Below are 26,552 nucleotides of genomic sequence, written 5' to 3'. Positions count from 1 at the left end.
CGGGATCATGGGACGGCCGCGCACACCCCTCCTCGACCGGGAGCGCATCACCACGACCGCAATGGAACTCGTCGACGAGCAGGGCGACTTCAGCGTGCCGCAGATCGCGCGGCGGCTCGGCGTGCAGACGGGCTCGGTGTACCACCATGTGGACGGCAGGGACGGCATCGTCGAGCTGCTGCGCGAGCGGGTGGCCGAGTCGATCGAGACGGCGGCGCTGGATGGGGGCGTGTGGGACGAGGCGCTCGCGGCCTGGGCCCGCTCCTACCGCGCGGCCTTCGCGGCCCACCCGAAGTCGATCCCGCTCCTGACGACGTCACCGGTGCGGGCGCCGCGCGTCCTCGACCAGTACGAGCGGGCGGTGGCACTGCTCCTGGACGCGGGCTTCGCGCTGCCCGACGTCATGTCGGTGATCACGGGCCTGGAGAACGTCGTCCTCGGCTCCGCCCTCGACCTGGCGGCGCCGGAGACGCTGTGGGTGCTGGCCGACGAGACGGCGACTCCGCATCTGGCGCGGGCGCTCGGCGCGACACCGCGGGGCCGCACGGAACAGGCGTTCGAGCTGGCGCTCGCGGGGTTCCTCGCGCATGCGCGGGCGATGCTGGCGGCGTACGACGAGTGAGTACGCCGGCCAGTGACGGCCGTTCCACACGGTGAAGTCGAGACGGATGGACTCGGCGCCCTGGCGAGGCGCGCGGCGCTACTTGAACGACTCGTCGCCGTCCCAGTTCACGTGGACGACCTCCGGGGCGAGGCCGTGGACCACGGCGCGGCCGACGTCCCTCTTGAAGCGCTCGATCAGGTCCTCGATGCCGCCCGGCGGGTACTTGGAGTTCAGCGCGTCGAGGAGTGCCTGGCGCGGCACGTCGACGGCGTCGGCGAGCATCTGGGTGTTCGAGGGCCGGTTGTTCCAGCCGTCGGCGTTGTTGCGCCCCACGTGGATCGACTCGGACGCCGTGAGGGCGGACGCGCCCGCCTCGTGGATCAGGTTCTGACCGGCCAGCGGACGTGCCGTCAGATGGAAGAGCGCACCCCTGATCGCCGCCGTGGACGCGCCCGTCTTGCGGTCCCGCACCTCGCCGCCGCTGGTGAGCATCACGTTGAGGTGGACGGCCAGCCGTGCCGTCGTGCCGCCGGCGCTCACCGTCACCTCCACGGGCCGGGAGATGAGGTTGTTGCCGCCGTTGTTCCGGCACTCGGGCCCGAACTGGAACCCGGCGAGCGACCGGTCCTGGCCGACGATGATGTTCAGGAGCTGGTCCCAGTCGACCCGGGGAGCCGTCTGGGTGCTGGGCGCGCGCTGCACGGCGGCCGCCTCAGGACCCGCGGTCGCGCGCTGGGCCACCGCAGCCTCCGCGCGAGCCCCGGGCGCCGGTCCCGAGAGGACCCGGTGGGCGTTCGCCTCGGCCTCGCGCTCGAACCGGTCGGACGGGTCCGACACGCGCAGCCCGTTGCCGTGGTCGGTGCCCGCGACGGGGCCCTGCCGCTGCTGGATGACGTGCGTCAGCTCGTGGGCGAGCGTGTGCCGGTCCGCCCCGCCGTCACCGATGACGACGTGGTTGCCGGAGGTGTAGGCGCGGGCGCCGACCTCGGCCGCGGAGGCCTTCGCGGCACTGTCGTCGTGGATGCGGACGTCGGAGAAGTCCGCGCCGAGGCGGGCCTCCATGTCGGTACGGGTACCGGCGTCGAGAGGCCGTCCGCCACCGCGGAGCACGTCGTGGACCGCGGACCGCTGCACCGCCCGGACGACGGCCGCGTTGCCCGCGCTGCGCTGCAGTGCCCGGAGCTCCTGCGCGGTCATGCCCTCCGCGCTCGACGGCGACGCGGCGGGACGGGCCGGTGCGCGGCCACTCCTCTCCCCATCGGCGGGTCGGGCGGTTTCACGGGCACGCATGGGGCCTCCAGGGAGACGGACTCTGACTCTTCCTGGATACGCCATGGGACGGTGCCGGGCCAGGTGCGTGAGGGCAGCCTTCCGTGGCTGTTGGGGCAGCTCGGACGGCCTGCGCGTGCCCTACGCTCCGTAGAACCGCTCCTCCACCACCGCCCGCGCCCTGCGCGTGGTCCGGCGGTAGTCGTCCAGCATGTCACCCACGTGCCCGGTGTCGTACCCCAAGTACCGGGCGACGGCGGCGAGTTCACGGCCGTCGGAGGGGAACGTGTCGCCCGCGCGGCCGCGTACCAGCATCACCGCGTTGCGCACGCGGGTGGCGAGGACCCACGCCTCGTCGAGGACCGCCGCGTCCTGCGCCGGGATCAGCTCCGCCGCGCAGGCCGCCGCGAGGGCCCTGCGAGTGCGGGTCGTGCGCAGGCCCGGCTCGGCCCAGCCGTGCTCCAGCTGCATGAGCTGGACGGTCCACTCCACGTCGGAGAGGCCACCGCGGCCCAGCTTCGCGTGCAGGGTCGGGTCCGCGCCGCGCGGCATCCGCTCCGCCTCCATCCGGGCCTTGAGGCGGCGGATCTCGCGGACCGCGTCCTCGCCGAGCCCCTCCACCGGATAGCGGAGCGGATCGACGAGGTCGATGAAGGCCCGGCCGAGATCCTCGTCGCCCGCGACCGGTTCGGCCCGCAGCAGTGCCTGGGACTCCCAGACGAGCGACCAGCGGCGGTAGTACGCCTCGTACGACTTCAGGGTGCGCACCAGCGGGCCACTCCTGCCCTCCGGGCGCAGATCGGCGTCGATGAGCAACGGCGGGTCCGCGGAGGGCAGTTGGAGGAGGCGACTCATCTCGGCGACGACCTTGGCCGCGGCCTTCGCCGCCTCCTGCTCGTCGGCGCCCTCGCGCGGCTCGTGCACGAACAGGACGTCCGCGTCCGATCCGTAGGCCAGCTCGTGACCGCCGAAGCGGCCCATGCCGATGACCGCGAAGCGGGTCGGGAGCGTGTCGCCCCAGCCCTCGCGGACGACCGCGCGCAGCGTGCCCGCGATCGTGGCGGCCGTCAGGTCCGAGACCGCGTCGCCCACCCGGTCCGCGAGCGCGCCCGGATCGGCCTCGGCGGGGCTGTCCTCCGTGCCGTACGAGCGAATGATGTCCCCCGCGACGGTGCGGAACAGCTCGCGGCGGCGCACGCCGCGCGCCACCGCCACGGCCTGCTCGGCGCCGTCGGCGCGGCGCACCGCCGCCAGGATCTCCTGCTCCAGGTGGGCGCGGCCGCGCGGTTCGAGCCCCCGCTGGTCGCCGAGGAGGGCGACGGCCTCGGGGGCGCGCAGCAGCAGGTCGGGGGCGAGGCGTCCGGCGGACAGGACGCGGGTGAGGTTCTCGGCCGCCGCGCCCTCGTCCCTCAACAGCCGCAGGTACCAAGGGGTCTTGCCCAGCGCGTCGGACACCTTGCGGAAGCCGAGGAGGCCCGCGTCCGGGTCGGCGGAGTCCGCGAACCAGCCCAGCAGGACCGGCAGCAGGGTGCGCTGGATGGCCGCCTTGCGGGACACGCCGGACGCCAGCGCCTCCAGGTGCCTGAGCGCGGCGCTCGGGTCCGCGTAGCCGAGCGCGACGAGGCGCTCGCGGGCCGCCTCCGTACTCAACCGGGCTTCGCCGGGCGCGAGTTGGGCGACGGCGTCGAGGAGTGGACGGTAGAAGAGCTTCTCGTGCAGGCGGCGCACCACGGAGGTGTGCCGCTTCCACGCGCGGCTCAGCTCGGTGATCGGCTCGGTGCGCATCCCCAGGGAGCGGCCGATGCGCCGCAGGTCCGCGTCGCCCTCCGGCACGAGGTGGGTGCGGCGCAGCTTGTAGAGCTGGATGCGGTGTTCGAGGGAGCGCAGGAACCGGTACGCGTCGTCGAGCTGGGCGGCGTCCACGCGTCCCACGTAGCCGCCCGTACCGAGCGCGTGCAGTGCCGCCAGCGTCGACCCGCTGCGGATCGAGGGGTCGCTGCGGCCGTGCACCAGCTGCAGCATCTGTACGGCGAACTCGACGTCGCGCAGGCCGCCGGGGCCCAGCTTCAGCTCCCGGTCGACCTCGCCTGCCGGGATGTTCTCGACGACCCTGCGGCGCATCTTCTGCACGTCGGGCACGAAGTTCTCGCGTTCGGCGGCGTGCCAGACGAGCGGTGCGAGCGTGGCGACGTACTCCTCGCCGAGCGCGAGGTCGCCCGCGACCGGGCGGGCCTTGAGGAGCGCCTGGAACTCCCAGGTCTTCGCCCAGCGCTGGTAGTACGCGAGGTGGCTGGAGAGCGTACGCACCAGAGGACCGTTTCTGCCCTCCGGGCGGAGGTTCGCGTCGACGGGCCAGATGGTGCCCTCGACGTTCGTCTCGGAGCAGATCCGCATCATGTGCGAGGCGAGGCGGGTCGCGGCGCGCAGCGCCTTGTCCTCGTCGGCGCCCTCGGTGGCCTCGCCGACGAAGATGACGTCGACGTCGGACACGTAGTTGAGCTCGTGGCCGCCGCACTTGCCCATCGCGATGACCGCGAGCCGGCACTGCGAGGCGTCACCGGGCGCCGCCGCGCGGGCCATGGCGAGCGCCGCGCGCAGCGTCGCCGTCGCCAGGTCCGCGAGCTCGGCCGCCGCCTCGGCGATGTCCGTCGTACCGCACACGTCGCGGGCGGCGATGGAGAGCAGGCAGCGGCGGTAGGCGACGCGCAGCGACTCCGGGTCGGTGGCGTCGGCGAGGCCCCGTTCGAACTCCGCCACGCCGGGGTGCAGGTCGGCCGATTCGTACGTGACGAGGGCACGCCAGTCGCGGGGGTGCCTCGCCAGGTGGTCGGCGAGGGCCTCGGAGGCGCCGAGCACGCCGAGGAGGCGGTCGCGCAGGGGCTTCGCGGTGACGAGGGTGTCGAGCAGCTCCCGCCGCCTGAGGTCGTTCTCCTGCGCCTCCACCAGCCGGACGAGGCCCAGCAGCGCGAGGTCGGGGTCGGCGGTGGCGCCGAGCGCGTCCAGGAGCAGCGGGTCGGAGCGCACGGCGCTCAGCGCGGGATCGTCGAGGAGCCGCTCCGCCGCGGACGGGTCGGTGAAACCGTGCCGCAGCAGCCGTGTGAACGTACTGCTGCGTCGCCCTTGCGGCACCGTCATGCCGAGCCTCCGTTCGATCACCCTCGGCCCGAGCCTACGGCCTCACCGATGAACTCGGCGCACTCACGGAGTCTGCCCTTTCGAAGGAGCACCGCCGGTGCACCGGGAGGTAGGGACCATGCCGAGCGAAGAGCCCCGTACGGAACTGGACAGCAGGTACAGCAGCCCTGGAGCCGAGGCGACGCCGTGGCCGTCGGCCGTGACCCACCTGGAGGCGGCCGAGCTGTTCTGGATCTCGACGGTACGACCCGACGGGCGCCCCCACGTCACCCCGCTGCCCGCGGTGTGGCTGGACGGCGCCCTGCATTTCGCGACGGGCCCCGAGGAGCGCAAGGCCCGCAATCTGGCGGCCAACCCGGAGACGGTCCTGACGACCGGCGTCAACCTCTGGGACAAGGGCTACGACCTGGTCGTGGAGGGCACGGCGGTGCGCGTCGCCGACGAGGCGCGGCTGCGGCGCCTGGCGACGGCCTGGGAGGACAAGTACGGCAGCTTCTGGCACTACGAGGTGCGGGACGGCTGTTTCCACCACGGAGACGGCCACGCGTACGTGTTCGCGGTGGCGCCCCGCACGGCCTTCGGCTTCGGCAAGGGGGAACCGTTCAGCCAGACGCGGTGGCGGTTCGCGTGAGTGCCGACACCCCTCGCGGAACGCTGACAGGCCCCCAACTGCCTGATGTACTGCGGCCCATGGAATACACACTCGAAGTGATCCCGCTCCCGGTCGCCGACATCGACCGGTCGATGGAGTTCTACCGCGACAAGCTGGGCTTCCACGTCGACATCGACACGGAGGTCATGCCGGGCATGCGCATCGTCCAGCTGACCCCGCCCGGCTCGGGCTGCTCCATCGCCCTGGCGGGTGACGCGCTCTGGGAGACGATGGCAGGACCGAAGCCGGCCGCCGGTTCCTACCAGGGCCTGCAGCTGTGCGTCGCCGACGCGAAGACCGCCCACGCCGAGCTGGTCGCACGCGGCCTGGACATCAGCGAGCCGGTGCAGCACGCCCCGCAGGACGGCGGCACGTTCATGTACTTCAAGGACCCGGACGGCAACGGCTGGGCGATCCAGGAGTACCGGGTGCGGGCGACGACTTCGCTGCGGGACGCGATCGTGCCGAAGGCCTGACCGCCGCCGCCGACGGGGAGGGGCAGGGGCAGGGGCAGGGCCGTCCGGGTGGTGCCGTCCGGGTGGTGCCGCGGTTCGCCGCTGCCCCACCCGGACGGCCCTGCCGGACGGCCCTGCCCCTCAGAAGGGCGGTTCGTCGCTGACCCACGCGCTGTGACTCTCCACGGCCGGGAGCGACCCACCGGTAGGGCGCTCCGCCCACGGGTCCTTCGCGAGCCAGGCAGCACGTTGCGCGGGCGCTTCCGCCGGCGGCACGGCGACTCCGAGGTGGCGTACGACCTCGTGTCTGAGGCGCCTCACGTACGCGTCGACGGTCACCTCGTCGTAACCGGTGTCCCAGTGCTCGTCCGCGAGGACGGGCGAGAACGATCCGGCGTGGGTCAGGACGAAGACGGACAGTTCCGCCATGTCCTGGAGGGCCAGCTCCTTGACCTTCCCCAGGAACTCGTCCACCTCGGCGACATGCAGCACCGTGGCGGTCAGCCCTGACACGACGGGAAAGTCGGCAGGTCCGACCGTCGCCAGGAACTGTGCTCCTTGCTGGCGGCGCGACTGCCGGGCCCAGTCGTTCACGCCGTCCGCCTGCGCCGGCGTCCGTGCCTGCGCGCGCGCCACGGTGCTCAGGCCGTCGACGACCGTTTCCAGCTCCTCGACCCGTGCGCGCAGTTCCTCCACCTCAGCGGCGAGATCGTTGGACGACGGCCGCCGACGCTCCGAATACGCCCGGACCCACGCCTCGTGCCACGGCTTCCACGGTTGGCCGCACCCCTCGGTGATGAACCGCTCGAAGGTGTCCTCGCGCGGGCATGACCGCCCCTTGAACAGGCCCGAGATCGTGCCCTCGGACAACTCGCTGCGCTGAGCCACTTGGTTCTGCTTCAGCCCGAGCGCCGCGACGAACGCCTTGGCCGCGGCCGCAAGTCCGGCCACGGACGACACCGCGGCCGGATCGGGCAGCTCCCCCCGCTTCATCCCCTGCACTACTGCACCCCACTCCCCTTCAGAGCACTCCGCTTCGGAGTTCAAAGCTCAGGTAGCCCCATGAACTCTCCCGTTCCTGCTGAAGTCATCGGAACAAGGCGATCGACACGGAGGTTCTCGGTGCACGAGGAAACGAGCTTGCGAGCCCTGGTCCTGCTGCTGGTGGGGGCACTGGGCACCTACGCGGCTCTGCACAAAGCGGAACTGGGAGCGGCACTACTCGTCGGCGCGAGCCTGGTGACCGTCCTCGTTCTGATCATGCGCCGGTGAGCGGGGGTTTCTCGCGGAGCCCCGCGGGGAGCGGGGCCCGCTCCCCGCGGGGCCCCCACCGGCCGTCCGCGCCCACGCCGGCGTAAGACTCCTCTGACTCGGCTTCCAAGCCGCATCGACCCTGAAGGAGACGACAGTGCCACCGAAACGGCTGGGTCCGGCGCACCAGGAGTCGGACAGCGCATCGACGAGGAGTAGCCCTCTCCCATGCGCGTCATCCGCATCAGGATCGCGTCGCCGGACGTCAGCCGGAAACCCCGGATTGCGCACGTCGACTCCCAGGGCTTCTCCCTCACGCCACCATTCGACGCGCACTCTCTCTATCCCGTGCCCGAGCCACGGACTCGGGCACGGGATAGAGAGTCATGCCCCCGAGCGGGCAAGCTCCCTCCGGCCGGCCACACACATCCGTCATGAGCACCACTCCTCCTGTGAAGTGGCCTTAGCCACTTACCGGATAGTGGCATTGGCCACTTGAGGTCACAAGCGGTTCGCGTCGCAGAGCGGGTTCTCTAACCGATCGGGTAACCCTGCTCGAACGCCCAACGGCCAGGCGGATACGTGGCCTCAGCGAACTCCAGGGGGCGATCCTGCACGTCATAGACAACGTGACGGCAAACCAAGACAGCGTCCCCAGCGGCGAGTTCGAGGTCCGAGACCTCGTCCTCGGTCGCCAGTCGAGCGCACATCCGATCCTCCGCGTAACTCCCTTGGCGACCTGTCACGTTCTCGACGTACATGAGGGTGCCCTCCTGAATGCGTTCGGGATCGAGGAGCTTGGGCGCATGCTCACCCACATCGCCGCTGAACCACGAGGTGGAGATCGCGATCGGCCCGGACGCGTCCTTGGTCACGCGGCGGCGATGAACGGCACGGGACCCGGGCGACAGACTCAGGGCCTCGACCACATGCTCAGGAGCCTCCAGCCAACCCGCCGAGGTGATCACCGCGTATTCACCGGGCGTGTAGATCTTTCCGGTCTGCCTCGCGCGCCCGTAGAGCTCCCGAGCCCGGCGATTGAGGGCAAGGCCGCGGACGTAGGTACCCGATCCTTGCCGCTTCTCGACCAGTCCCTGATGACTCAGCACCTCCAGCGATCGAGCCGCCGTCGGCCGTGACACCGTCCAGGCGGCGGCGAGTTGCCGTTCGGACGGAACCTCGTCGCCGGGCCTCAGGTCGCCCCGCAGGATCTGATCGCGGATGTGGTGTGCGATCTGGAGGTACTTGGGCTGGGCCTCTTCGATCTGCGGCATCGGATCTCCCCTTGCTAAGTGGCTATGGCCAGTGGCCACTATAGGGTGAGTGGCCAATACGCGAACGCCTACGCTGACGCGGGTGACACGCCTGATCGTGGCAGCCGGAGGAGGGGGCGACGCCGTCGCCGCGGCGGCAGTCGACGCAGCCTTGTACGGGGACAGCGGAAGTCCAGCGGTGATTCTCACGTACGCGTGGGACCGGCTGCTCATCGACCCGCTGCCGGGCCCCCGAGGGCCGGACGATTTCACGGGGCTGGCCCCTCTCACGCCAAGCGTCTGGACGGTCCCGCCGACCGCAAGGCCGATCGCACCGGCCGGCTCCACGCTCCCCCGACTGGCGAGCGAACTCCCCCACACCTTCGCGCTGCTCGACCCCCAGCACGGCGCCGAGGGAATAGTGCGCCAACTCACGTCCCTGATACACCACTTGAACCCCGAGTCCATCGACCTCATGGACGTCGGCGGCGACATCCTCGCCAAGGGCGACGAGCCCACACTTCGCAGCCCCCTCGCAGACGCGCTCACGCTTTCCGCGTGCTCCCAACTCGACGCTCCGGTCCGGCTCTTGATTGCTGGCCCAGGGCTGGACGGCGAGATACCGGCCGAAGACCTGACCGACCGCACGGGCCCACCGGTCCTGACATTTACGAGCAAACACATCGCACTGATCAGCTCGGTACTGGAATGGCACCCTTCCGAGGCCACGGGCATGCTGGCCGCCGCGGCCCGAGGAGTCCGAGGCCTGTGCGAAGTCAGAGACGCCGGCCTACCGGTCCCGCTCACCGACCAGAGCGCCATCCTCCACGAAGCGGCCCTGGACGAAGCGTTGCAGCGGAACGAGCTGGCCCGCGCTCTCCTCACCACGAAAACCCTCGCCCAGGCGGAGCAGCGCAGCCGAGAGATCTGCGGCTACTCGGAGATCGACTACGAGCGCAACAAGGCGAATCGACTCGCGACCCAACCGCCCCACGAGATCGATCCCACGCTGACACTCCGCCGCCTCGCCGAGTTCGAGGCAGACGCCCGCCGACGCGGCATCACGCACACGACCTTCCGCAGAATCACCGAAGCCCTGGGCTTCGACGGCAAACAACGACAGCCTCTCCGCGATTTGCTGATCAACCGTCGCCCACTCCAGTACGAAGCACCTCTCTGGCACATCTCACGCGACGCCTGAGTTGGAACTCTCTCCACTGATTCAAGGTGGCTCGCTCCGCTCTGACTGCACGGACGACTGAGATGCACCTGGCCTCCGAAGGCGTGTGCTTGAAGGTGATGGGTGGCAGTGTTCCTTCCCTGAGAGCTCGTAACAGGATGAGTTGGCCTTCTTGAAGCGTCTCCAGCAGATGAGGCTGCAGGCCACCGAGAGGAAGGCGTCGTGTAGTTCGATGCGCCGCTCCCACCGGACGGCGAGGTGCTTGACCGGGTGGAGCAGGACGAAGATCTGCTCGACTTACCGCAGGCAGATCGCGAAGCGGGCGGCGGGGGCCAGGTAGGGCAGGAAGAACGGGCAGAGTTACTCCATGAGCATCACCTTGATCCTCGTGCCGGTCCTAATTGGGCTCTGGTGTTACCCGCTGTTCGCCGGAACGTGGCGGCGCAGTTCCGTCTGGTTCGCCGTGACCGCCGTGTTCCTTCTGCTGGGGACCGGGATCATCTACCTCATCGGCGCCTTGGCCGGTGGGCTGGACACGGAAGAGGAATGCCACAGCGCAGGCCAGGCCTACGACTCGGCGTACCGCAGTGCACACTTCGGCGAATTCGGGCGGTGGTACCCGCTGCACGAAAAGTGCCACGCGGGCTACGACCTAGTCCCGGCCTGGGTGAACCCCACCCTGATCGCCCTCCCCGTCCTGGCCGTCCTCTGCCTGGCCCACTCCGCACGACTGGCCGTCATCCATCGCCGTAGCAAGAAGAAGGGCACGTCACGAGTTGGCCTTCTTGAAGCGTCTCCAGCAGACGAGGCTGCAGGCCACCGAGAGGAAGGCGTCGTGTAGTTCGATGCGCCGCTCCCACCGGACGGTGGAGCAGGGCGATGGTCTGCTCGACGACGTATCGAAGCTTGCCGAGGCCCTTGATGTTCGGCGAATCCTTGCGGGAGATCACGGGCAGGATCCGGCGTCGGCTGAGCTCGTGGCGCACGGCCCGTGAGTCGTACGCCTTGTCGCCGAGCATGGCATCGGGGCGACTGCGGGGGCGGCCGGGGCGTCCGATCACCGGCGGGATGCCATCGAGCAGGGCGAGGGCCCGCGTGATGTCGTTGACGTTCGCGGCGGTGGTGATGACTCGGAGCAGGGTGCCGTTGCCATCGCAGACCAGGTGGTGTCTGCTGCTCCTCTCCCGGTCGACCGGTGACGGACCGGTCGCGGGCCCCCCTTTTTCGCACGGATATGGGAGCCATCCACGCACGCACGCGACCAGTCGAGTTCGTCGGCCGAGTGCAGCTTCGCAAGCAGAATCCGGTGCAGCCGGTCGAAGGCCCCGGCCTGTTGCCAGCGGCCCAGTCGGCGCCAGCAGGTCCGTCCAGAGCCGAACCCCGGCTTCAGCGGCAGGAGTTGCCAGGAAATGTCGTTGACCAGGACGTACAGGATCCCCTGCAAACACAGTCGGTCGTCCACCGGCTTCGGCCCCGGCGACCACTCGAGCCAGGCCGGCAGTAACGGCTCGATCAGCTCCCACAGTTCATCATCCACGATCCACGGCCGCTCATGCCGTGCTGTGGGTTGAGCCCGCATCAGCGACCGTGGTTGGGTCGATACCGAATTCCTCTGCGACTGTCGTTGCCCCAGCCGCCGGCCAGGTCGCTGTTGGGATCGAGATTCTCGGGCTTTCCCGTGATGCCATAGGCGTCGGGGCGTCGCCGTTCGACCCCGAACGGTTCGCCCAGGGCCAGCTCCGGGTAGTCAGTGATCCAACGTGCAAGGCTCTGAGTAACTACCTTGGGCACAACGATCCGGGCTTACGGATCAGGGTCTATAAAGACCTGATGCCGAGTAGTGACGTGCGAGCCCGGAAGGCCGTGGACTGCCTTTACAAGCACTCAGGGTCCTGCAGCCAGGACCCGCCATGGTAGCGGGCCGACACATGTAAACGTCGGCCCGCTACCCGATTCTAACGGGAAGATTGATGGCGGCGGGCAAGTTAACCACCTCGTCGTGGTGCTCATCTGTCAGCACGACGCCACGAGGATATGGAACATCCAGGACCTTATTGCCGGAGAGTGACAGCTTTCCGCTTTTCGTCCTGTACAGGATCTCGCGCGCAGTCACCTGCACCGACAGCCCTTCATGCGCAAAATAGGCGCGCTCCACAGTGATGGAGTCAGGCGGAGAGAAGACAATTTTGGCAATGACTTTGCGATGAGCTTCCCGAACGACCAGCCTGTCGGAAACAAACTCTACGTCCCAGATCCCTGTATTATATTTCAGCTCATTGTCATCAATGGTCAGAATGACAGCTCCCGACGCATCAAAGAGTTTTGCACTCACGAGGAGGTTTCCGCTCTCAGTGCGGACTCTCACAAGTGGTTCACCATTCAAGACCAGTGGTTCACTGACTGATCCCATGGTCTGCACAAAGGTGTTCGATCCGATCGAAACCTTGCTCACAGCTCCACCGTACGCCAGCTTATAAGGGCTTGATGAGCCCATTCGCCTATTGAATGGATCAGCGTTGGCGGCTCTCACCTGAGCGACAGATCGTAGCCTTCTGGTCTTCTCGGCGTGGTGGTCCGGACACAGAAGCGTGAGATTGTCCGCTTCATGCTCCTTCACCGTACTGTATTCAGTGATGTGATCGTACTCGTAAAATGGCTTTCCGCATACTACGCACCCGAAGCCGCACCTCTGCCGAACCTCCCTCTTAATCGCAGCCTCGATCTTTTCACGGCTTTCTCGCACGCTTTCCCCCGAATGGTCAATCGCACCTTCACTCGCGCAAGGCGATTCAAGCACGCAGCAACGATCGAGCGCTCGCCTTCCGGTAACTCCGGCACGTAGTTATCGTCCAGCGACATCATCTCCGCCCAAGCGATGCGCCCTCGACCTCCAGCCGTCGCAGGAGCAACACGACCGGGGGAAACGAGCGAGGGTCGACGACCCACGTCCGTCGACCCCACGCCTCATGTCACGAGGAAGTTCGCTCTGACCTGCGCCTAAAGCACCGGCAGGTTCTTGCGGAGTTCGAACGCGGTGACCTCGGAGCGGTACTCCTCCCACTCCTGCTTCTTGTTGCGCAGGAAGAAGTCGTAGACGTGCTCGCCGAGCGTCTCGGCGACCAGTTCGGACTTCTCCATGAGTGCGATGGCCTCGCCGAGGTTCTGCGGGAGCGGCTCGATGCCCAGCGCGCGGCGCTCCGCGTCGCGCAGCGCCCACACGTCGTCGTCGGCGCCCGGCGGGAGTTCGTAGCCCTCCTCGATGCCCTTGAGGCCGGCGGCGAGCAGCACCGCGTAGGTCAGGTAAGGGTTGGCGCCGGAGTCGATCGAGCGGACCTCGACCCGCGCCGAGCCGGTCTTGCCCGGCTTGTACATCGGGACGCGGATGAGGGCCGAACGGTTGTTGTGGCCCCAGCAGATGTACGAGGGGGCCTCGCCGCCCGCGCCCGCGGTGCGCTCGGAGCCGCCCCAGATGCGCTTGTAGGAGTTCACCCACTGGTTGGTGACGGCCGAGATCTCCGCGGCGTGCCGCAGCAGGCCCGCGATGAAGGAGCGGCCGACCTTGGAGAGCTGGTACTCGGAACCCGACTCGTAGAACGCGTTGCGGTCCCCCTCGAAGAGGGAGAGGTGCGTGTGCATGCCCGAACCCGGGTGCTCGGAGAACGGTTTCGGCATAAAGGTGGCCTGGACGCCCTGTTCGAGCGCGACCTGCTTCATGACCAGGCGGAAGGTCATGATGTTGTCGGCCGTGGAGAGCGCGTCGGCGTACCGGAGGTCGATCTCCTGCTGGCCGGGGGCGCCCTCGTGGTGGCTGAACTCCACCGAGATGCCCATGGACTCGAGCATCGTGATGGCCTGGCGGCGGAAGTCCATGCCCACGTTCTGCGGGGTGTGGTCGAAGTAGCCGGAGTTGTCGGCGGGGGTGGGCCGCGAGCCGTCCAGCGGCTTGTCCTTCAGGAGGAAGAACTCGATCTCGGGGTGGGTGTAGAAGGTGAAGCCCAGATCGGAGGTCTTGGCGAGAGCCCTCTTCAGGACGTAGCGCGGGTCCGCGAAGGACGGGGAGCCGTCCGGCATCAGGATGTCGCAGAACATGCGGGCCGTGCCCGGGGCCTCCGCGCGCCAGGGCAGCACCTGGAAAGTGGAGGGGTCCGGCTTGGCGATCATGTCCGACTCGTACACCCGGGCGAAGCCCTCGATAGCCGAGCCGTCGAAGCCGATGCCTTCGTCGAAGGCCTGTTCCAGCTCGGCCGGGGCCACGGCCACCGACTTCAGGAAGCCGAGGACGTCCGTGAACCACAGGCGCACGAACCGGATGTCGCGCTCCTCCAATGTACGGAGCACGAATTCCTGCTGCTTGTTCATCTTCCGCTTCCACCCATCCTTGCTGGTCAGGCCACCTGCGCCCGCGCCTCGGGACACATCGGTACCCGAGCATCCCACTCCGCGGTTTCAAGCGCGTTGCGGACGCCGCCGGGCACCGCGCCGTGCCGGGTCGTACCGGAGCGTGCCGGGCCGTGCCGGGCGGCGTGCCGCTCCGGCTACCGACCCGCCTGCCGCCCTGTCCCCGAGCTCGGCGCCCGTGCTCTGTGCCCATAGTGCCTTCTGATCGGCGGCTCGGTAACAGCGGGCCGTCGATCTCTTCCCGCCTCCCCTCTCCCCAGCCCCTGTCCCCAGTCCATCTCCCCAGCCCATCTCCCAGCCCTCATCCCATCCCCCCATTCTTAACTTGCATCTGATATGCAAGTTTTCTACCTTCTGAAAACAGACAAGGGAGGCGTATCCCTCTGCGCATCTCCCCGGAGCCGAGGAGTCCCGTTGCTGTCCGAGCAGTCCGCCGCGACCGTCCGCGCCACCCTGCCCGTCGTCGCAGCCGCCATCGGCGAGATCACCGAACGGTTCTACGAACGACTCTTCGAAGCCCACCCGGAGCTCCTGCGGGACCTGTTCAACCGCGGCAACCAGGCCGCCGGGACCCAGCGCCAGGCCCTGGCCGGCTCCATCGCCGCCTTCGCGGTCCACCTGGTGGAGCACCCCGACGAGCGGCCCGACGTCATGCTGAGCCGCATCGCGCACAAGCACGCCTCGCTCGGCGTGTCCGCCGACCAGTACGAGACGGTGCACCGGCACCTCTTCGCCGCCATCGCCGAGGTGCTCGGCGACGCGGTCACGCCCGAGGTCGCCGCCGCCTGGAACGACGTCTACTGGCTCATGGCCAACGCCCTCATCGCCATCGAGGCCCGCCTCTACGCCGAACAGGGCGTCACCGCGGGCGACGGCACGTGGCGCGAGTGGAAGGTCGTGGAGCGCGTCGAGGAGACGGACGACGTCGCCACGTTCCGGCTGCGGCCCGTCGACGGTGCGCCCGTCCCGGGCTTTCGCGCGGGGCAGTACGTGTCCGTCCAGGTCCAACTCGACGACGGGGCGCGTCAGATACGGCAGTACAGCTTGTCGGGTGGGGTCGGGGCGGCGGCCATGGCCGATGGCTTCGGCTCTGATGTGCGGCAGATCAGTGTGAAGCGGGTGCCGGCGGGGGCTGGGGTGGGAGCAGGATCAGGGGCAGGGGCTGGGGCTGGGGCTGGGGTTCCTGAGGGGGAGGTTTCGAACCACCTGCATGCGCGTGTGCGCGAAGGGGACGTTCTGCGGGTCTCCCCGCCGTACGGGGATCTCGTCCTCGACGAGGCCGACGGGGCGGACGGGAACGACGGGGGCGTTCCGCTGTTGCTCGCCTCCGCGGGGATCGGCGTCACGCCGATGATCGCCATGCTGGAGCAGCTCGCCGCCGGGGGTCACCGCGCGCCCGTCACCGTCGTCCACGCCGACCGCTCTCCCGCCGAGCACGCGCTGCGCGCCGATCACGAGACGTACACCGCCAAACTCCCCGACGGCACCGCGTACTTCTTCTACGAGCGGCCGGACGCGGGACACCCATCGGAACTCACGGGCCTCGTCGACCTGGCGGCGGTGCCCTCCGTCGCTCCGGGCACGCGGGCGTATCTGTGCGGGCCACTGCCCTTCATGCGGACGGTACGCACCCAGCTGATCGAGCGCGGGGTCGCTGCCGCGGACATCCACTATGAAGTGTTCGGGCCTGATCTGTGGCTTGCGCAGGGGTAGGCGGGGCGACAGGTGCCGCGGGGGGCTTGGGGGGCTTGGGGATCAGGTGTTCGTGCGGGGCGTGATGTTCAGGAGCAGCGGGCCCGTCGGTGCCGCCACGATGTCCGCCACCGTCAGACCGTCCAACGAGGTGTAGAAGGCCTCCTGCGCCGTGCGCAGCGCGTCCCGCAGGCGGCACGCCGAGTTCAGCGGGCAGGGGGTGCCGCCCTCGCAGTCCACCACGTCGCCCGTGCCCTCGAAGGCCCGCACCAGCGCGCCGACCGACGCACCGCGTCCCGCCTCGGTCAGCGCGAGGCCGCCGCCCCTGCCCCGGCGGGCCTCCAACAGCCCCATCTTCTGGAGCTCGGCGACGACCTTCGCCTCATGGGTGTACGGCACCGCCATGTCGGCGGCCACCTCGCGCGTCGTGGGGGCCGCTCCGCTCACCACAGCCAGGCGCATGAGCGTGCGCAGCGCCAGGTCGGTGGATCGCATGAGCCGCATGCCTCCGAGCGTAGGTAATGCGCATCCCTGGCTCAAATTTTTCGTCCGGCCTTCGCGTCGGCGTCCTGGATCCGAGGACGGTCCCGCGACGCCCTGTGGTGGCGGCCCCCCTCGCATTACGATCAGCGGACTCGTTCGTCGTCCCCGTCCGTCCCTTTTCGCAGAAGGACACACCATGGGTTCCGCCAAGAACACGAGCAAGGCTTCCCGCAAGGACCGGATAGAGGAGATGCGCCGGGCGGATCGCGCACGTGACCGCCGGGGCCGGGTCCTGATGATCACGGTCAGCGCGGTCGTCGTCGCGGCGCTCGGCGTGGGCGGCTTCTTCCTCTTCTCCCAGACGTCCGACGACTCCGACTCCAAGGACGACGCGAAGGGCTGGCCGAAGTACAAGGTGTCCGCGGACGGCGAGAAGGTCTGGGGCAAGCTCGGCCGTACGCACGTCGCGAAGACCGTGGACTATCCCATGACGCCACCCGTCGGCGGGGACCACAATCAGGTGTGGATGAACTGCAACGGCGACGTCTACAAGAAGGAGATCCCGGAGGTGAACGCCGTGCACTCCCTGGAGCACGGTGCCGTCTGGGTCACGTACAACGACAAGGCGCAGCCAGCCGACCTGAAGAAGCTCGAGGCGAAGGTCAAGGCCACGCCGTACTCGCTGATGAGCCCCGTCAAGGACCAGAAGGACCCCGTCATGCTGACCGCGTGGGCGCACCAGCGGACGGTCTCCGGCGCGGACGACCCCAAGGTCAAGGAGTTCTTCTCCAAGTACGTCCAGGGCAAGCAGACGCCGGAGCCGGGGGCGGCGTGCACGAGTGGGATGGGGCAGTGAGGGGGGTCGGTGCGGTGCGTGGGGTCGGCGCGGTGCGTGGGGGCGGCTCGGTGAGCGGGGGTGGCTCGGGTCGCGCTGTGCGTGTGGTGGGCGCGGTGCGTGAGGGCGGCTCGGTGAGCGGGGGCGGCGCGGGTCGCGCTGTGCGTGTGGTGGGCGCGGTGGAGTGGGGTCTGTTGTGAGGCGGCGTACCAACTGGATCGTCGGGGGCGTCGTCGCCGCGGTCGTCGCCGGGGGCGGTATCACGGCGGCGGTGGCCGCCACGGGCTCCTCCGACTCCGGGGGTACGCCCGCGAGTTCGTCCGCCGACGCGGGGTTCGCGCGGGACATGGCCGTCCACCACCAGCAGGCCGTGGAGATGTCGTACATCGTGCGGGACCGGACCGACGACGAAGAGGTGCGGCGGCTCGCGTACGACATCGCGCAGACCCAGGCCAACCAGCGCGGGATGCTGCTGGGGTGGCTGGACCTGTGGGAGCTGCCGAAGGTGCCGGACGGGGCGCCCATGGAGTGGATGGGCATGGGGGACGTGCCGCCGGGTGAGGACGGGGCGCTGATGCCGGGGATGGCGACTAGGGCGGAGCTCGACCGGCTGGGGAAGCTGAGCGGCAAGAAGGCGGAAGTGCTCTACCTGCGGCTGATGACGCGGCACCATCGGGGTGGGGTGCATATGGCGCAGGGGTGTGTGGAGCGGTGCGAGGTGTCCGTGGAGCGGCGGTTGGCTCGGGGGATGGTGGAGTCTCAGGAGTCGGAGATTGCGCTGATGTCGACGCTGCTCAAGGAGCGCGGCGCCAAGCCGTGACGCTGGCGCTGTGCCTGGGCGGGGTTACGGGGGCCTCCGGCACGTACTCGTGGGGCTCGCCTGCTGTTCGGTTGGGGGGGGGGGTGGGTCCGCGGGCGTCTGCGTGTACGCGGGGGTCCCGCCTGCTGTTCGGTTGGGGGCGGGTCCGTGGGCGTCTGCGCGTGCGCGCGGGGCTCGCCTGCTGTTGCGTTGTGGGGCGGGGCCGTGGGGGTATGTACGTACTCGCTATCCCTGCGTCACGCCTCAAGTCCAAAGGCGCCACAGTGTGCTCGGTGCTCCGTGCGCACATACCCCCACGTCCCCTCCGGCCGGTTGCGCGGCTGCGGCCCGGTGGGGGTGCATGTGCCCAACCCTCCGCGGCCTCGGGCCGGTTGCGCGGCTGCGACCCGGTGGCGGCCGCCCCCCCTGCTCCTACCTGGCAACTGCGTCGCGGGGCAAACGGGTGGGTGGGTGGGAAACATCCGCCGCGAAGCGGCGGGCTTGGTGCCCCTACCCCGGCGGGTCGTCGCGGGGGACACCCCACCCAGCCCCCGGCGGGACGTCGCAGGGAACATCCCACCCAGCCCCTCCCGGCGGGACGTCACGGGGAACACCCCACCCAGCCCCCCGGCAGGACGTCGCGGGAACACCCCCCACCCAACCCCCCCGGCGGGACGTCGCGGGAACACCCCCTCCCAGCCCCCGGCAGGGCGTCGCCGGGTGCCGAGGGGGTGCTCGGGGCCCAGGGGCCAGGTGACGTCAGGCCATGCGCGGCAGGTCCTCCCGTAGGAGGCGACCCCGGAGCCGCGCCCCGGCCACGTAGCGTTCGACCTCCGACACCGCGTACTCCCCGAGCCTGCGCACCTCGCTTCCCTGCGCCCCCGCGATGTGCGGGGTCACCAGCACGTTCGGCAGGCGGAGCAGCGCGTGGCCCGGAGGCAGCGGTTCGGGGTCCGTGACGTCGAGGAACGCGTCCAGGCGCCCCGCCCCGCACTCCCCCGCCAACGCCTCCGTGTCGACCAGCGACCCGCGTGCCGTGTTGATGACGACCCCGCCGTCCGGGATGAGTTTGAGCATGTCGGCGTTGAGGAGGCCCCGCGTCTCGGGGAGTTGGGGCGCGTGGACCGTGACGATGCTGCTGCGTTCGCACAGGTCGGGCAGTTCCACGAGTTCCGCGCCCAGCTCCGCCGCCTCGGCGGGGGCGACATAGGGGTCCGTGAGGAGGAGGTGGAAGCCCGCGTCCGACGCCCGGAGCGCCGCGATCACCCGGCGGCCGATCCGGGACGCCCCGATGACGCCGATCGTGCGCGCGTCCGCTCCGGTGCGCCCGGTGAACGGCGGCCACCCGGCCGCGTACGCGGAGGACGTCGACAGCGCCCCCTTCGCCGCGAACGTGATCGCCGCGAGGGTGAAGGCCACCACTGGATCCGCGTTGGCGTCCGCCGCCGAGGAGACGACGATGCCGCGGTCCCAGACGGCCTCCGTCACCATCGGTTTGACGGAGCCCGCCGCGTGGACGACGGCGCGCAGGCGGGGGGCGCGGGTGAGGATCTCCGGGGTGAGGGGCGGGCATTCCCAGCCGGTGACCAGGACTTCCGTCTCGTCGAGGACTGCCGTCGCCTCGGGTGTCGTGAGGGTTCCGGAGAGGAGCGGCGGGGCCAGCCGCACGCTGCGGGCGAGTCGTTCGCGCAGGTCCGGTGTGAACACGCGCTCCGCGACCTCGACGCCCATGGCCAGGGCCGCGACCGGTGGTCCTGCGCCGTTCCGCTCCCGCCGATCCGCCCGCTCTGCCTGATCTGCCACGCGTGACCGTCCCTCGTAGTAACCGGTTACCAACCAGCGCCTGGAGGCTAGGACCAATCCGGGAGAGTGGTCAAGAGACAGCGAGGCAAGGGGGGTTGACCGGGCGAAGTAACCGCTTTAGATTCCGGGCACCTTATTCCGACGACGGAGGGGTTGCCGTGCCGACGGTGACGAAGGACCGGGCGGAAACCGAGGCGGTGACACCGCCCGGCAGGCGTGATACCGGGTCAGAAGGTAGTAAGTCGGGGCGCGATACGTTGTGGAAACGGTTTCGGCGCACGCGCTTCCTCGTGCTGCTCATGGCGCCCGGGCTCGCGTACTTCCTGGTCTTCCACTACGGAGCGTTCGTCGCCAACGCCGTGGCCTTCAAGGAGTACGTGCCCTTCGACGGCCTCTGGGCCAGTCCGTGGGTGGGCACGGAGAACTTCTCACGGATGTTCGGCGACCCGGACTTCTGGCACGCGACGTGGAACACCCTGTTCATCGCCGTGCTGCAACTGGTGTTCTTCTTCCCGGCACCGCTGGCGCTCGCCCTGCTCCTGCACAGTCTGACCTCGGATCTGCTGCGTCGTTTCACGCAGTCCGTGATCTATCTGCCGCACTTCCTGTCGTGGGTCGTCGTGGTGGCTCTCTTCCAGCAAGTGCTCAGTGACACCGGCCTGTTGAACACCTTCCTCAGTGATTCCGGGCTGCACACCGTCGACATCATCGGCAATCCGGACGCGTACAAGCCGCTCGTCGTCGTCGAGGTGATCTGGAAGGACGCCGGGTGGGGGACGATCATCTTCCTCGCCGCGCTGATGCAGGTCGACGAGCAGTTGTACGAGGCCTCGGCGATCGACGGGGCCGGGCCCTGGCGGCGCTTCTGGCACGTCACGCTGCCCAGCATCCGGCCCATCATCATCCTGCTATTGATCATGCGGCTCGGCGACATCCTCTCGGTCGGCTTCGAACAGATGCTGCTGCAACGGCAGTCGGTCGGCCCTGAGGTCGGCGAGGTCCTCGACACCTTCGTCTTCTGGCAGGGAATCGTCGGCGGCGACACCGGATACGCGGCGGCCGCCGGGCTGTTCAAGGGCGTCGTCGGCGCGGCGCTCGTCTTCACCGCCAACCGGATCGCCCACCGACTCGGCGAGCAGGGGGTCTACAAGTGAGTGCCGGACATGTCACCAGGCCCGCCTGGATGGAGAAGCCGCGGTTCGCGACCAAGGCCGCCAAGGCGGTCGCGGTGACGGTCGTCCTCGCGCTCGTGCTCGTGCCGTTCCTCGTCATCATCTCGACGTCGCTCGCCTCCAACCAGGAGGTCGTGGACAACGGCGGCTGGGTGCTGTGGCCGAGCGATCCGACGCTGCGCGCCTACCGGACCATCCTCGACGGCGGCATCGTCACCAAGGCACTCGGCGTGAGCGTCGGGCTCACGGTCGTCGGCACGCTCTTCTCGCTCGCGTGCACCACCTTCCTCGCGTACGCCCTGGCCCGCCCCGGCGTCTTCGGCGGCAAGCCCGTGCTGCTGCTCATCCTCTTCACGTTCCTCTTCCCGCCCGGCATGATCCCCGCGTTCCTGCTGGTCAAGGGGATGGGGATGATGGACACCTATGCCGCGCTGATCGCGCCCGTCCTCATCAACGTCTTCAATCTGATCGTGCTGCGCGGCTTCTTCCAGGGGATACCCGAGGAGTTGTACGAGGCCGCGCGTCTCGACGGCGCCGGAGACTGGCACATCCTGTGGCGGATCGTGCTCCCGCTGTCCAAGGCGGCGCTCGCCGTGGTCTCCCTCTTCTACGCCGTGAGCTACTGGAACGCCTGGTTCCATGCCTCCATCTACATGGAGTCCGGCCACTGGCCGCTGTCGCAGGTCCTGCGGACGTACGTCATCGGCGGCTCCCAGATCGCCGACACCGGGCTGAGCGAGGCCGGCCTGGTCTCCGCCCCGCAGACGACGCAGATGGCCGTCCTGGTCATCGCCACCGTGCCGATCCTGCTCGTCTACCCCTTCCTCCAGAAGTACTTCACCAAGGGCGTGCTCACCGGCGCCATCAAGAGCTGATACCTCAACCAGTCGACAGCCGTCCAGAAGGGCTCATTCACGTGTCCGGTTCCTCGATGTCGCGGCGTACCGTGCTCCGCTCCATAGCCGTCGGCGGCGCCGCCCTGGCCGCCCCGTCCGTCCTCACCGCCTGCTCGACCGGATCCAGCGGCGGCGGCAACGTCGCCAACGCGGGCAAGAAGGCGGTGCCCTGGCCGAAGTACACGCCGGCGAAGGGCCCCACCCCCGACCTCGCGCCGACCGCCGAGGGCGTCCAGCCCGGGTACACGAAGTACCCCCAGGAACTGGTGCGGGCGACGGCCGAGAAGCCGGGCACCGGCAAGCAGAAGATCAAGGTCATGACGATCACGTACGGCACCCCGCCGAAGCCCGTCGGCCGCAACGAGTACTGGCAGGCCGTCAACGAGGCGCTGGGCGTCGAGGTCGAGTTCACCGTCGTGCCGGACGCGGACTTCCGCGCCAAGATGTCCACGCTCATGTCGGGCGACGACCTGCCCGACATGATCAACTTCGGGGGCGGGTACGTCCTGCCGCGTGAGTCGCAGTTCGTGAAGTCGCGGTGCGTCGATCTGAGCGAGCACCTGTCGGGCGACGCGATCAAGGACTACCCCAACCTCGCGAACATCCCCACGTACGCCTGGGAGGGCATGGGCCGTATCGCCGGGCGCATCTACGGACTGCCGATCGAGCGCGCCAAGGTGCAGGGCGCCATGTTCATCAACCGTGAGGCGTTCGACAAGGCGGGGTACGAACCGGGGATGTCCGCGCCCGACTTCCGGGCGATGGCCAGGGAGGCCTCGCAGGGCAGGAAGTCCGCCCTCGGCGCGTCCACGGTCGGCTTCTTCGGGTACCTCTACCACGCGATGTGGCACGGTGCGCCCAACCAGTGGCGGATCAAGGGCGGCAAGGCCACCGACATGTACGGGACCGACGCGTTCAAGGCGGCACTGGAGTACATGGCCGAGATGCGCAAGGCCGGTTCGTACAACCCCGATGCCACGTCGATCTCCCAGGTCGATCTGAAGACCCAGTTCTACAACGGGACCGTCCGCTCCATGACCGACGGCTGGGGCGCCACCATCTCCAACGCCCAGGGCATCAAGGACGAGTTCACCCTCGATGTCGCCGAGCCCTACACGGTCGACGGGGCCACGCCCGTCTACCAGCAGAACCGCGGCTGCTTCGGCTACACCGTCGTCAAGAAGGCCTCCAAGGAGCGCGTCCAACTCATGCTGCGGGTGCTCAACTGGCTCGCCTCGCCGTTCGGCTCCAAGGAGTACGAGCTGATGCACTACGGAGTGGAGGGCACCCACTTCGAGTACAACAAGGACGGCGACCCCGTCGCCACCGAGCTCGGCCTCATCGACTCCAAGACCAACCTCCCCTTCCCCTACCTCATGGACGCGCCGCAGCCGCTGTACTTCCCCGGCTTCCCCGACCTCACCGAGCGGCTGCACGCCTGGGAGAAGAAGGTCGTCCCGCTCCTCGTGCCCGACGACCACTGGGGCCTCATGTCGGACACGTACAACCGGCAGGGCGCCTCCATGCAGCAGATCATCGAGGACGGCGTCACGGCGATCGTCTCCGGCCGCAAGAGCCTCTCCGAATGGGACGGCGTCTACCGCAAGTGGCGGTCGCAGGGCGGCGAGCGGGCCGCCGAGGAGTTCCTGAAGGAGTACGAGGCCGCGCACTGACCCGGGGGCCGGGCGCGGGATGATGGGTCCGGGGCGGGGTGCCGTGGGGGCAACTCCGCCCCGGACCCGGCGGGTTGGCCGCCGGACGGCGGTCGGCCGATGGCTAGCTGAGGGAGACACAGTGGGTGAGCGGGTCACCATCCGCGAGGTGGCCGCGCGCGCGGGCGTCTCGGTGGCGACGGTCTCGCGGGTGCTCGCGGGCAACTACCCGACGTCCACGGCGTCGCGCGCCAAGGTGCTGCGCGCCGTCAAGGACCTGGACTACGTCGCCAACGCGCACGCGCGCGCGTTGGCGGGCGCGGGCCGCAAGACGATCGCCGTGCTCATGTACGACGTGGTGGGGGCGTTCTACGCGCAGGTCGCGCAGGGCGTGGAGGTGGAGGCCGCCCAGCGCGGCCGCCTCACCCTGGTCGCGTCCACGGGCAGCGATCCGGCCCGGGAGCTGGCCCTGGTCCAGATGATGCGCGAACAGGCCGCCGAGGCCGTGATGCTGGTGGGTGGCGCGGTCCAGGACGACGAGTACCGGCAGCGGATGGCGCGCTACGCCGAGGCGCTCGCGGCGGCGGGCTCCCGGCTCGTCCTGTGCGGGCGTCCTGCGCCGACGCCCGACATGCCGGCGCTGGTCATCGAGTACGACAACGAAGCGGGCGCCCACGCCGTCACCAGCCACCTCCTGGGCGCCGGGCACCGGCGGATCGCGCTGCTCGGCTACGAGCCGGGCAACACGACCGGCGAGGACCGGCTCGCCGGCTACCTCCGGGCACTCGCGGACCACGGGGTGCCGCGCGGCGACGCCGTCCTCCACGGCGTCGGGTTCGGGCAGAACCACGGCTACCGCGCCATGCGGGACCTGCTCGACAAGTCCGGCGGCAAGCCCGACTTCACGGCGGTCTTCGCGGGCGACGACCGGGCCGCGGCGGCGGCGGTCATCGCGCTGCGGGAGTACGGGCTGCGGGTTCCGGAGGACATGTCGGTGGTCGGCTACAACGACGACCCGGTGGCCGGCGACATCACGCCCGGCCTCACGACCGTCCACATCCCCGCGGAGGAGATGGGCCGCACGGCCGTCCGCCGCGCGCTCTCCGGCTCCCCGGCGGCGGGCCAGGAGCGGCATGTCCTTGGGACGCACATCGTGATCCGGGACAGTGTGCGGGTGGTCCGGTCGCGCAGTTCCCCGCGCCCCTGAATGGGCCCGGTTGTCGAGTGCCGGGCCGTCGTGGTTGATCGCGCAGTTCCCCGCGCCCCTGAATGGGTCCGTCCTCGGGTGCGGGTCGGTCGTGGTTGCTCGCGCAGTTCCCCGCGCCCCTGAACGGGGCCGTCCTCGGGTGCGGGTTTGTTGTGGTTGATCGCGCAGTTCCCCGCGCCCCTGAACCGGCCCGGGTGTCCAGTGACGGGCCGTCGTGGTTGAGTGCGTCCCTGACGGGGGGCGGGGGGCGGTTCGTCATGGTGTTGTCGTCAGGATTGTCTTGGCGACGTCTGTCGGGCTGTCCCTCATGGCCAGGTGGCTCGACGGTTCGGTGATGTGGAACGTGGCGTCGAGGCGGCGGGCCAGTGCTTGTTGGCGGTCGAGCCAGCGTCGCGAGCCGCCCTCGTACGCCGCGAGCACCGTCACCGGCACCTCGCCCGGCAGGGCCGCGCTTCGGCGCAGGGCGGCGAGTTCGCGTGCCACGTCCGCGTACGTCGCGTACTCCATGAGCGCGGCCCGCCATACGCGGCTGCTGCCGTACACCCGTGCCCACGGCGTGGGTGCCGTGAGGCGCCGGAGCGTGGGGCCTGCCGCCCTCGGGAGACCCGTCGCGCACAGCAGCGTCCCGCACGCGCGCGTGGCGGCCACCCGGACCCCGCGCGGCAGCAGTGCGCGCGGCCGCTCCTCCACGCTGGAGTCGACCAGGACGAGCCCCTCCGTACGCTCCGGGTACAACCGCGCGAACGCCTCGGCGTGGAAGCCGGCGAGGGAGTGCCCGACCACCGTCACCGGCACCTCGCCGAGCCGGATCGCGTCCAGGATTCTCAGCATCCGTTCCGCCTCGCCTCGCAGCGTGGGCGCCACGCGCGCGTGGCCGCTGAGTCCGAGGCCGGGGCGGTCGAAGCGGACCACGGTCCGCTGCGGGGCCAGCAGCGGAACCACCGGGTCCCAGTCGAACCAGCCGAGCCCGAAGCCCGCGCTCAGCACGCACACAGGACCGCTCCCGGTCACCTCCACGTGGTGCGGCACTCCCCCGACGCGTACGAACGTCACGGCGCCTTCGCCGTCCCCGCCGTCCACGTCGGCGACCGGGCGAGCAACACGAGCCACACCGCGATGGACAGCACCTGGAGCCGCTGACCGATCCCGAGCCCCCAGGTCCCCCGCCCGGCCTCGAACGCGGCGACGGACGCCAGCGTCCAGCCGGTGGCGGCCAGTTCGAGGACGACGAGGAGCGGCCCGGTGCGGGCGAGCGACGGCCACCTGTCCGCGCGGCGGCGCGCGGCGACCGTGAGCAGCACCATGCCGATCAGCGCCCCGGCGACCGCCAGGCTGCTGCTGACCGTGTGTGCGGTGTGCGTCCAGGGGACGGCGCCGGCCCGTTCCCGCGCGGCGCAGCCGGCGTCGGCGGTCGCCGCGCAGCTCAGCGGCAGCCGCGAGTCGGCAGCCGTGGCCGCCCCGAACAGCGCGAGCCCGGCCCAGCCCGCGGCGGACCACCGGTCACGCAGCGGCAGCCGCAGCAGCGCCGACGCGGCCGCCACGAGGACGAGGAGACCCGCGAGGAAGTCCAGGGTGCGGAAGAACGTCCCGTACGGCTGGTCCTCGGCGGCGAGTTCACTGACGTACGCCGTGCGCGGAGAGAGCCCGGTCGGCACGAACACCTCGGCCGACCACGTGCTGTACGCGAGGGCGCCGGCCAGCAGGAGGACCGCGACGGCACGTGCGGTGGGGGGCCGGGAGGGCCGGTCGCCGCGCGGCCGCCGCTGCCACTGCCACTGCCACTGCCGCGACTGCTGTGAGGCCATGGGGGCGGCTG

At 69.9% G+C, this 26,552-nt stretch carries 22 protein-coding genes and 4 pseudogenes; 13 read left to right on the top strand and 13 right to left on the bottom strand.

The window, feature by feature from the left end; all coding sequences use genetic code 11:
- Window positions 1-7 precede the first annotated feature (7 nt).
- Window positions 8-622 (top strand): TetR/AcrR family transcriptional regulator C-terminal domain-containing protein, encoded by a 615-nt coding sequence (locus tag AB0N81_RS06875; protein WP_365356309.1) that lies wholly within the window; start codon window positions 8-10, stop codon window positions 620-622.
- A 756-nt stretch (window positions 623-1,378) separates the two neighbouring features.
- On the opposite strand, the pseudogene AB0N81_RS06870 reads toward AB0N81_RS06875, so the two are convergent.
- Window positions 1,379-1,894, bottom strand: a pseudogene (locus AB0N81_RS06870) (DUF4157 domain-containing protein); the annotation flags it as partial.
- Between the two features lie 120 nt (window positions 1,895-2,014).
- Entirely contained in the window at window positions 2,015-5,008 is a 2,994-nt protein-coding gene (locus tag AB0N81_RS06865; protein WP_365356307.1) for a bifunctional [glutamine synthetase] adenylyltransferase/[glutamine synthetase]-adenylyl-L-tyrosine phosphorylase, read from the bottom strand.
- A 118-nt stretch (window positions 5,009-5,126) separates the two neighbouring features.
- On the opposite strand from AB0N81_RS06865, the gene AB0N81_RS06860 reads away from it, so the two are divergent.
- On the top strand, window positions 5,127-5,639 hold the full coding sequence (locus AB0N81_RS06860; RefSeq protein ID WP_365356306.1) for a pyridoxamine 5'-phosphate oxidase family protein: 513 nt from the start codon (window positions 5,127-5,129) through the stop codon (window positions 5,637-5,639).
- Between the two features lie 59 nt (window positions 5,640-5,698).
- A complete protein-coding gene (locus AB0N81_RS06855) occupies window positions 5,699-6,136 on the top strand; it encodes a VOC family protein (RefSeq protein WP_365356304.1) in 438 nt (145 codons plus the stop codon).
- A 120-nt stretch (window positions 6,137-6,256) separates the two neighbouring features.
- Here the strand turns inward: AB0N81_RS06855 and AB0N81_RS06850 are convergent, their stop codons facing one another.
- On the bottom strand, window positions 6,257-7,108 hold the full coding sequence (locus tag AB0N81_RS06850; protein WP_365356303.1) for a helix-turn-helix transcriptional regulator: 852 nt from the start codon (window positions 7,106-7,108) through the stop codon (window positions 6,257-6,259).
- 147 nt (window positions 7,109-7,255) lie between these two features.
- On the opposite strand from AB0N81_RS06850, the gene AB0N81_RS06845 reads away from it, so the two are divergent.
- A complete protein-coding gene (locus AB0N81_RS06845; protein WP_365356302.1) occupies window positions 7,256-7,387 on the top strand; it encodes a hypothetical protein in 132 nt (43 codons plus the stop codon).
- Between the two features lie 105 nt (window positions 7,388-7,492).
- Here the strand turns inward: AB0N81_RS06845 and AB0N81_RS06840 are convergent.
- Window positions 7,493-7,702: pseudogene (locus AB0N81_RS06840) on the bottom strand (ATP-binding protein); the annotation flags it as partial.
- 197 nt (window positions 7,703-7,899) lie between these two features.
- Window positions 7,900-8,640: a GntR family transcriptional regulator gene (locus AB0N81_RS06835; protein WP_365356300.1), complete on the bottom strand. Its 741-nt coding sequence runs from the start codon at window positions 8,638-8,640 to the stop codon at window positions 7,900-7,902.
- Window positions 8,641-8,722: 82 nt separating this feature from the next.
- Between AB0N81_RS06835 and AB0N81_RS06830 the strand changes: the two genes are divergently transcribed.
- Both AB0N81_RS06830 and AB0N81_RS06825 read left to right on the top strand, forming a co-directional pair.
- Entirely contained in the window at window positions 8,723-9,820 is a 1,098-nt protein-coding gene (locus AB0N81_RS06830) for a DUF1152 domain-containing protein (RefSeq protein WP_365356298.1), read from the top strand.
- Window positions 9,821-10,166: 346 nt separating this feature from the next.
- Window positions 10,167-10,640, top strand: coding sequence for a hypothetical protein (locus tag AB0N81_RS06825; RefSeq protein ID WP_365356296.1), 474 nt, complete (start codon window positions 10,167-10,169; stop codon window positions 10,638-10,640).
- Here AB0N81_RS06825 and AB0N81_RS06820 read toward each other — a convergent pair.
- The 4 genes and pseudogenes from AB0N81_RS06820 to AB0N81_RS06805 all read right to left on the bottom strand — a co-directional run bounded on the left by AB0N81_RS06820 (window position 10,569) and on the right by AB0N81_RS06805 (window position 14,158).
- Window positions 10,569-11,378 (bottom strand): annotated as a pseudogene (locus tag AB0N81_RS06820) (IS5 family transposase). The gene AB0N81_RS06825 and the pseudogene AB0N81_RS06820 overlap by 72 nt on opposite strands.
- Before the next feature lie 366 nt (window positions 11,379-11,744).
- Entirely contained in the window at window positions 11,745-12,251 is a 507-nt protein-coding gene (locus tag AB0N81_RS06815) for a hypothetical protein (protein WP_365356404.1), read from the bottom strand.
- 108 nt (window positions 12,252-12,359) lie between these two features.
- Window positions 12,360-12,542 (bottom strand): annotated as a pseudogene (locus AB0N81_RS06810) (HNH endonuclease); the annotation flags it as partial.
- A 254-nt stretch (window positions 12,543-12,796) separates the two neighbouring features.
- Entirely contained in the window at window positions 12,797-14,158 is a 1,362-nt protein-coding gene (locus AB0N81_RS06805) for a glutamine synthetase family protein (protein ID WP_365356294.1), read from the bottom strand.
- A 453-nt stretch (window positions 14,159-14,611) separates the two neighbouring features.
- Between AB0N81_RS06805 and AB0N81_RS06800 the strand changes: the two genes are divergently transcribed.
- Window positions 14,612-15,910, top strand: a complete 1,299-nt coding sequence (locus AB0N81_RS06800; RefSeq protein ID WP_365356292.1) for a globin domain-containing protein — start codon at window positions 14,612-14,614, stop codon at window positions 15,908-15,910.
- A 42-nt stretch (window positions 15,911-15,952) separates the two neighbouring features.
- On the opposite strand, the gene AB0N81_RS06795 is transcribed toward AB0N81_RS06800, so the two are convergent.
- On the bottom strand, window positions 15,953-16,393 hold the full coding sequence (locus tag AB0N81_RS06795; RefSeq protein ID WP_365356291.1) for an Rrf2 family transcriptional regulator: 441 nt from the start codon (window positions 16,391-16,393) through the stop codon (window positions 15,953-15,955).
- A 175-nt stretch (window positions 16,394-16,568) separates the two neighbouring features.
- Between AB0N81_RS06795 and AB0N81_RS06790 the strand changes: the two genes are divergently transcribed.
- Window positions 16,569-17,228, top strand: a complete 660-nt coding sequence (locus tag AB0N81_RS06790) for a DUF3105 domain-containing protein (RefSeq protein ID WP_365356289.1) — start codon at window positions 16,569-16,571, stop codon at window positions 17,226-17,228.
- Window positions 17,229-17,403: 175 nt separating this feature from the next.
- Window positions 17,404-18,027, top strand: coding sequence for a DUF305 domain-containing protein (locus AB0N81_RS06785; RefSeq protein WP_365356287.1), 624 nt, complete (start codon window positions 17,404-17,406; stop codon window positions 18,025-18,027).
- Between the two features lie 738 nt (window positions 18,028-18,765).
- Here AB0N81_RS06785 and AB0N81_RS06780 read toward each other — a convergent pair.
- Window positions 18,766-19,737 carry a hydroxyacid dehydrogenase gene (locus AB0N81_RS06780; RefSeq protein ID WP_365356398.1) on the bottom strand — a complete coding sequence of 324 codons (972 nt, stop codon included), beginning with the start codon at window positions 19,735-19,737 and terminating at the stop codon, window positions 18,766-18,768.
- Window positions 19,738-20,108: 371 nt separating this feature from the next.
- On the opposite strand from AB0N81_RS06780, the gene AB0N81_RS06775 reads away from it, so the two are divergent.
- The 4 genes from AB0N81_RS06775 (at window position 20,109) to AB0N81_RS06760 (ending at window position 24,736) form a co-directional block, all read left to right on the top strand.
- Complete coding sequence (locus AB0N81_RS06775) at window positions 20,109-20,963, top strand: ABC transporter permease subunit (RefSeq protein WP_365356285.1); 855 nt, start codon at window positions 20,109-20,111, stop codon at window positions 20,961-20,963.
- Window positions 20,964-20,992: 29 nt separating this feature from the next.
- A complete protein-coding gene (locus AB0N81_RS06770) occupies window positions 20,993-21,856 on the top strand; it encodes a carbohydrate ABC transporter permease (RefSeq protein ID WP_365356396.1) in 864 nt (287 codons plus the stop codon).
- Window positions 21,857-21,912: 56 nt separating this feature from the next.
- Window positions 21,913-23,550, top strand: coding sequence for an extracellular solute-binding protein (locus AB0N81_RS06765; protein ID WP_365356283.1), 1,638 nt, complete (start codon window positions 21,913-21,915; stop codon window positions 23,548-23,550).
- A gap of 121 nt (window positions 23,551-23,671) precedes the next feature.
- Complete coding sequence (locus AB0N81_RS06760) at window positions 23,672-24,736, top strand: LacI family DNA-binding transcriptional regulator (protein ID WP_365356281.1); 1,065 nt, start codon at window positions 23,672-23,674, stop codon at window positions 24,734-24,736.
- Between the two features lie 255 nt (window positions 24,737-24,991).
- Here AB0N81_RS06760 and AB0N81_RS06755 read toward each other — a convergent pair whose 3' ends face one another.
- Together AB0N81_RS06755 and AB0N81_RS06750 are read right to left on the bottom strand one after the other, a co-directional pair.
- Complete coding sequence (locus AB0N81_RS06755) at window positions 24,992-25,789, bottom strand: alpha/beta hydrolase (RefSeq protein ID WP_365356395.1); 798 nt, start codon at window positions 25,787-25,789, stop codon at window positions 24,992-24,994.
- Window positions 25,786-26,541 (bottom strand): DUF998 domain-containing protein, encoded by a 756-nt coding sequence (locus AB0N81_RS06750; protein ID WP_365356279.1) that lies wholly within the window; start codon window positions 26,539-26,541, stop codon window positions 25,786-25,788. The genes AB0N81_RS06755 and AB0N81_RS06750 overlap by 4 nt, the downstream gene beginning before the upstream one ends.
- Window positions 26,542-26,552: the final 11 nt, after the last annotated feature.

The organism is Streptomyces sp. NPDC093510, from assembly GCF_040683555.1.
In the GTDB taxonomy this organism is placed as follows: Bacteria; Actinomycetota; Actinomycetes; order Streptomycetales; family Streptomycetaceae; genus Streptomyces.
Note: the sequence above shows the minus strand (reverse complement) of the source record. Positions and strands in the feature narration are given on the sequence as shown.

Bases quoted from the DNA above. Each gene is read 5' to 3' on its own strand.
- AB0N81_RS06875 (WP_365356309.1), top strand. From the start codon at position 8: ATGGGACGGCCGCGCACACCCCTCCTCGACCGGGAGCGCATCACCACG.
- AB0N81_RS06865 (WP_365356307.1), bottom strand. From the start codon at position 5,008: ATGACGGTGCCGCAAGGGCGACGCAGCAGTACGTTCACACGGCTGCTG.
- AB0N81_RS06860 (WP_365356306.1), top strand. From the start codon at position 5,127: ATGCCGAGCGAAGAGCCCCGTACGGAACTGGACAGCAGGTACAGCAGC.
- AB0N81_RS06855 (WP_365356304.1), top strand. From the start codon at position 5,699: ATGGAATACACACTCGAAGTGATCCCGCTCCCGGTCGCCGACATCGAC.
- AB0N81_RS06850 (WP_365356303.1), bottom strand. From the start codon at position 7,108: ATGAAGCGGGGGGAGCTGCCCGATCCGGCCGCGGTGTCGTCCGTGGCC.
- AB0N81_RS06835 (WP_365356300.1), bottom strand. From the start codon at position 8,640: ATGCCGCAGATCGAAGAGGCCCAGCCCAAGTACCTCCAGATCGCACAC.
- AB0N81_RS06825 (WP_365356296.1), top strand. From the start codon at position 10,167: ATGAGCATCACCTTGATCCTCGTGCCGGTCCTAATTGGGCTCTGGTGT.
- AB0N81_RS06805 (WP_365356294.1), bottom strand. From the start codon at position 14,158: ATGAACAAGCAGCAGGAATTCGTGCTCCGTACATTGGAGGAGCGCGAC.
- AB0N81_RS06795 (WP_365356291.1), bottom strand. From the start codon at position 16,393: ATGCGGCTCATGCGATCCACCGACCTGGCGCTGCGCACGCTCATGCGC.
- AB0N81_RS06790 (WP_365356289.1), top strand. From the start codon at position 16,569: ATGGGTTCCGCCAAGAACACGAGCAAGGCTTCCCGCAAGGACCGGATA.
- AB0N81_RS06780 (WP_365356398.1), bottom strand. From the start codon at position 19,737: ATGGGCGTCGAGGTCGCGGAGCGCGTGTTCACACCGGACCTGCGCGAA.
- AB0N81_RS06775 (WP_365356285.1), top strand. From the start codon at position 20,109: ATGGCGCCCGGGCTCGCGTACTTCCTGGTCTTCCACTACGGAGCGTTC.
- AB0N81_RS06770 (WP_365356396.1), top strand. From the start codon at position 20,993: ATGGAGAAGCCGCGGTTCGCGACCAAGGCCGCCAAGGCGGTCGCGGTG.
- AB0N81_RS06765 (WP_365356283.1), top strand. From the start codon at position 21,913: ATGTCGCGGCGTACCGTGCTCCGCTCCATAGCCGTCGGCGGCGCCGCC.
- AB0N81_RS06750 (WP_365356279.1), bottom strand. From the start codon at position 26,541: ATGGCCTCACAGCAGTCGCGGCAGTGGCAGTGGCAGTGGCAGCGGCGG.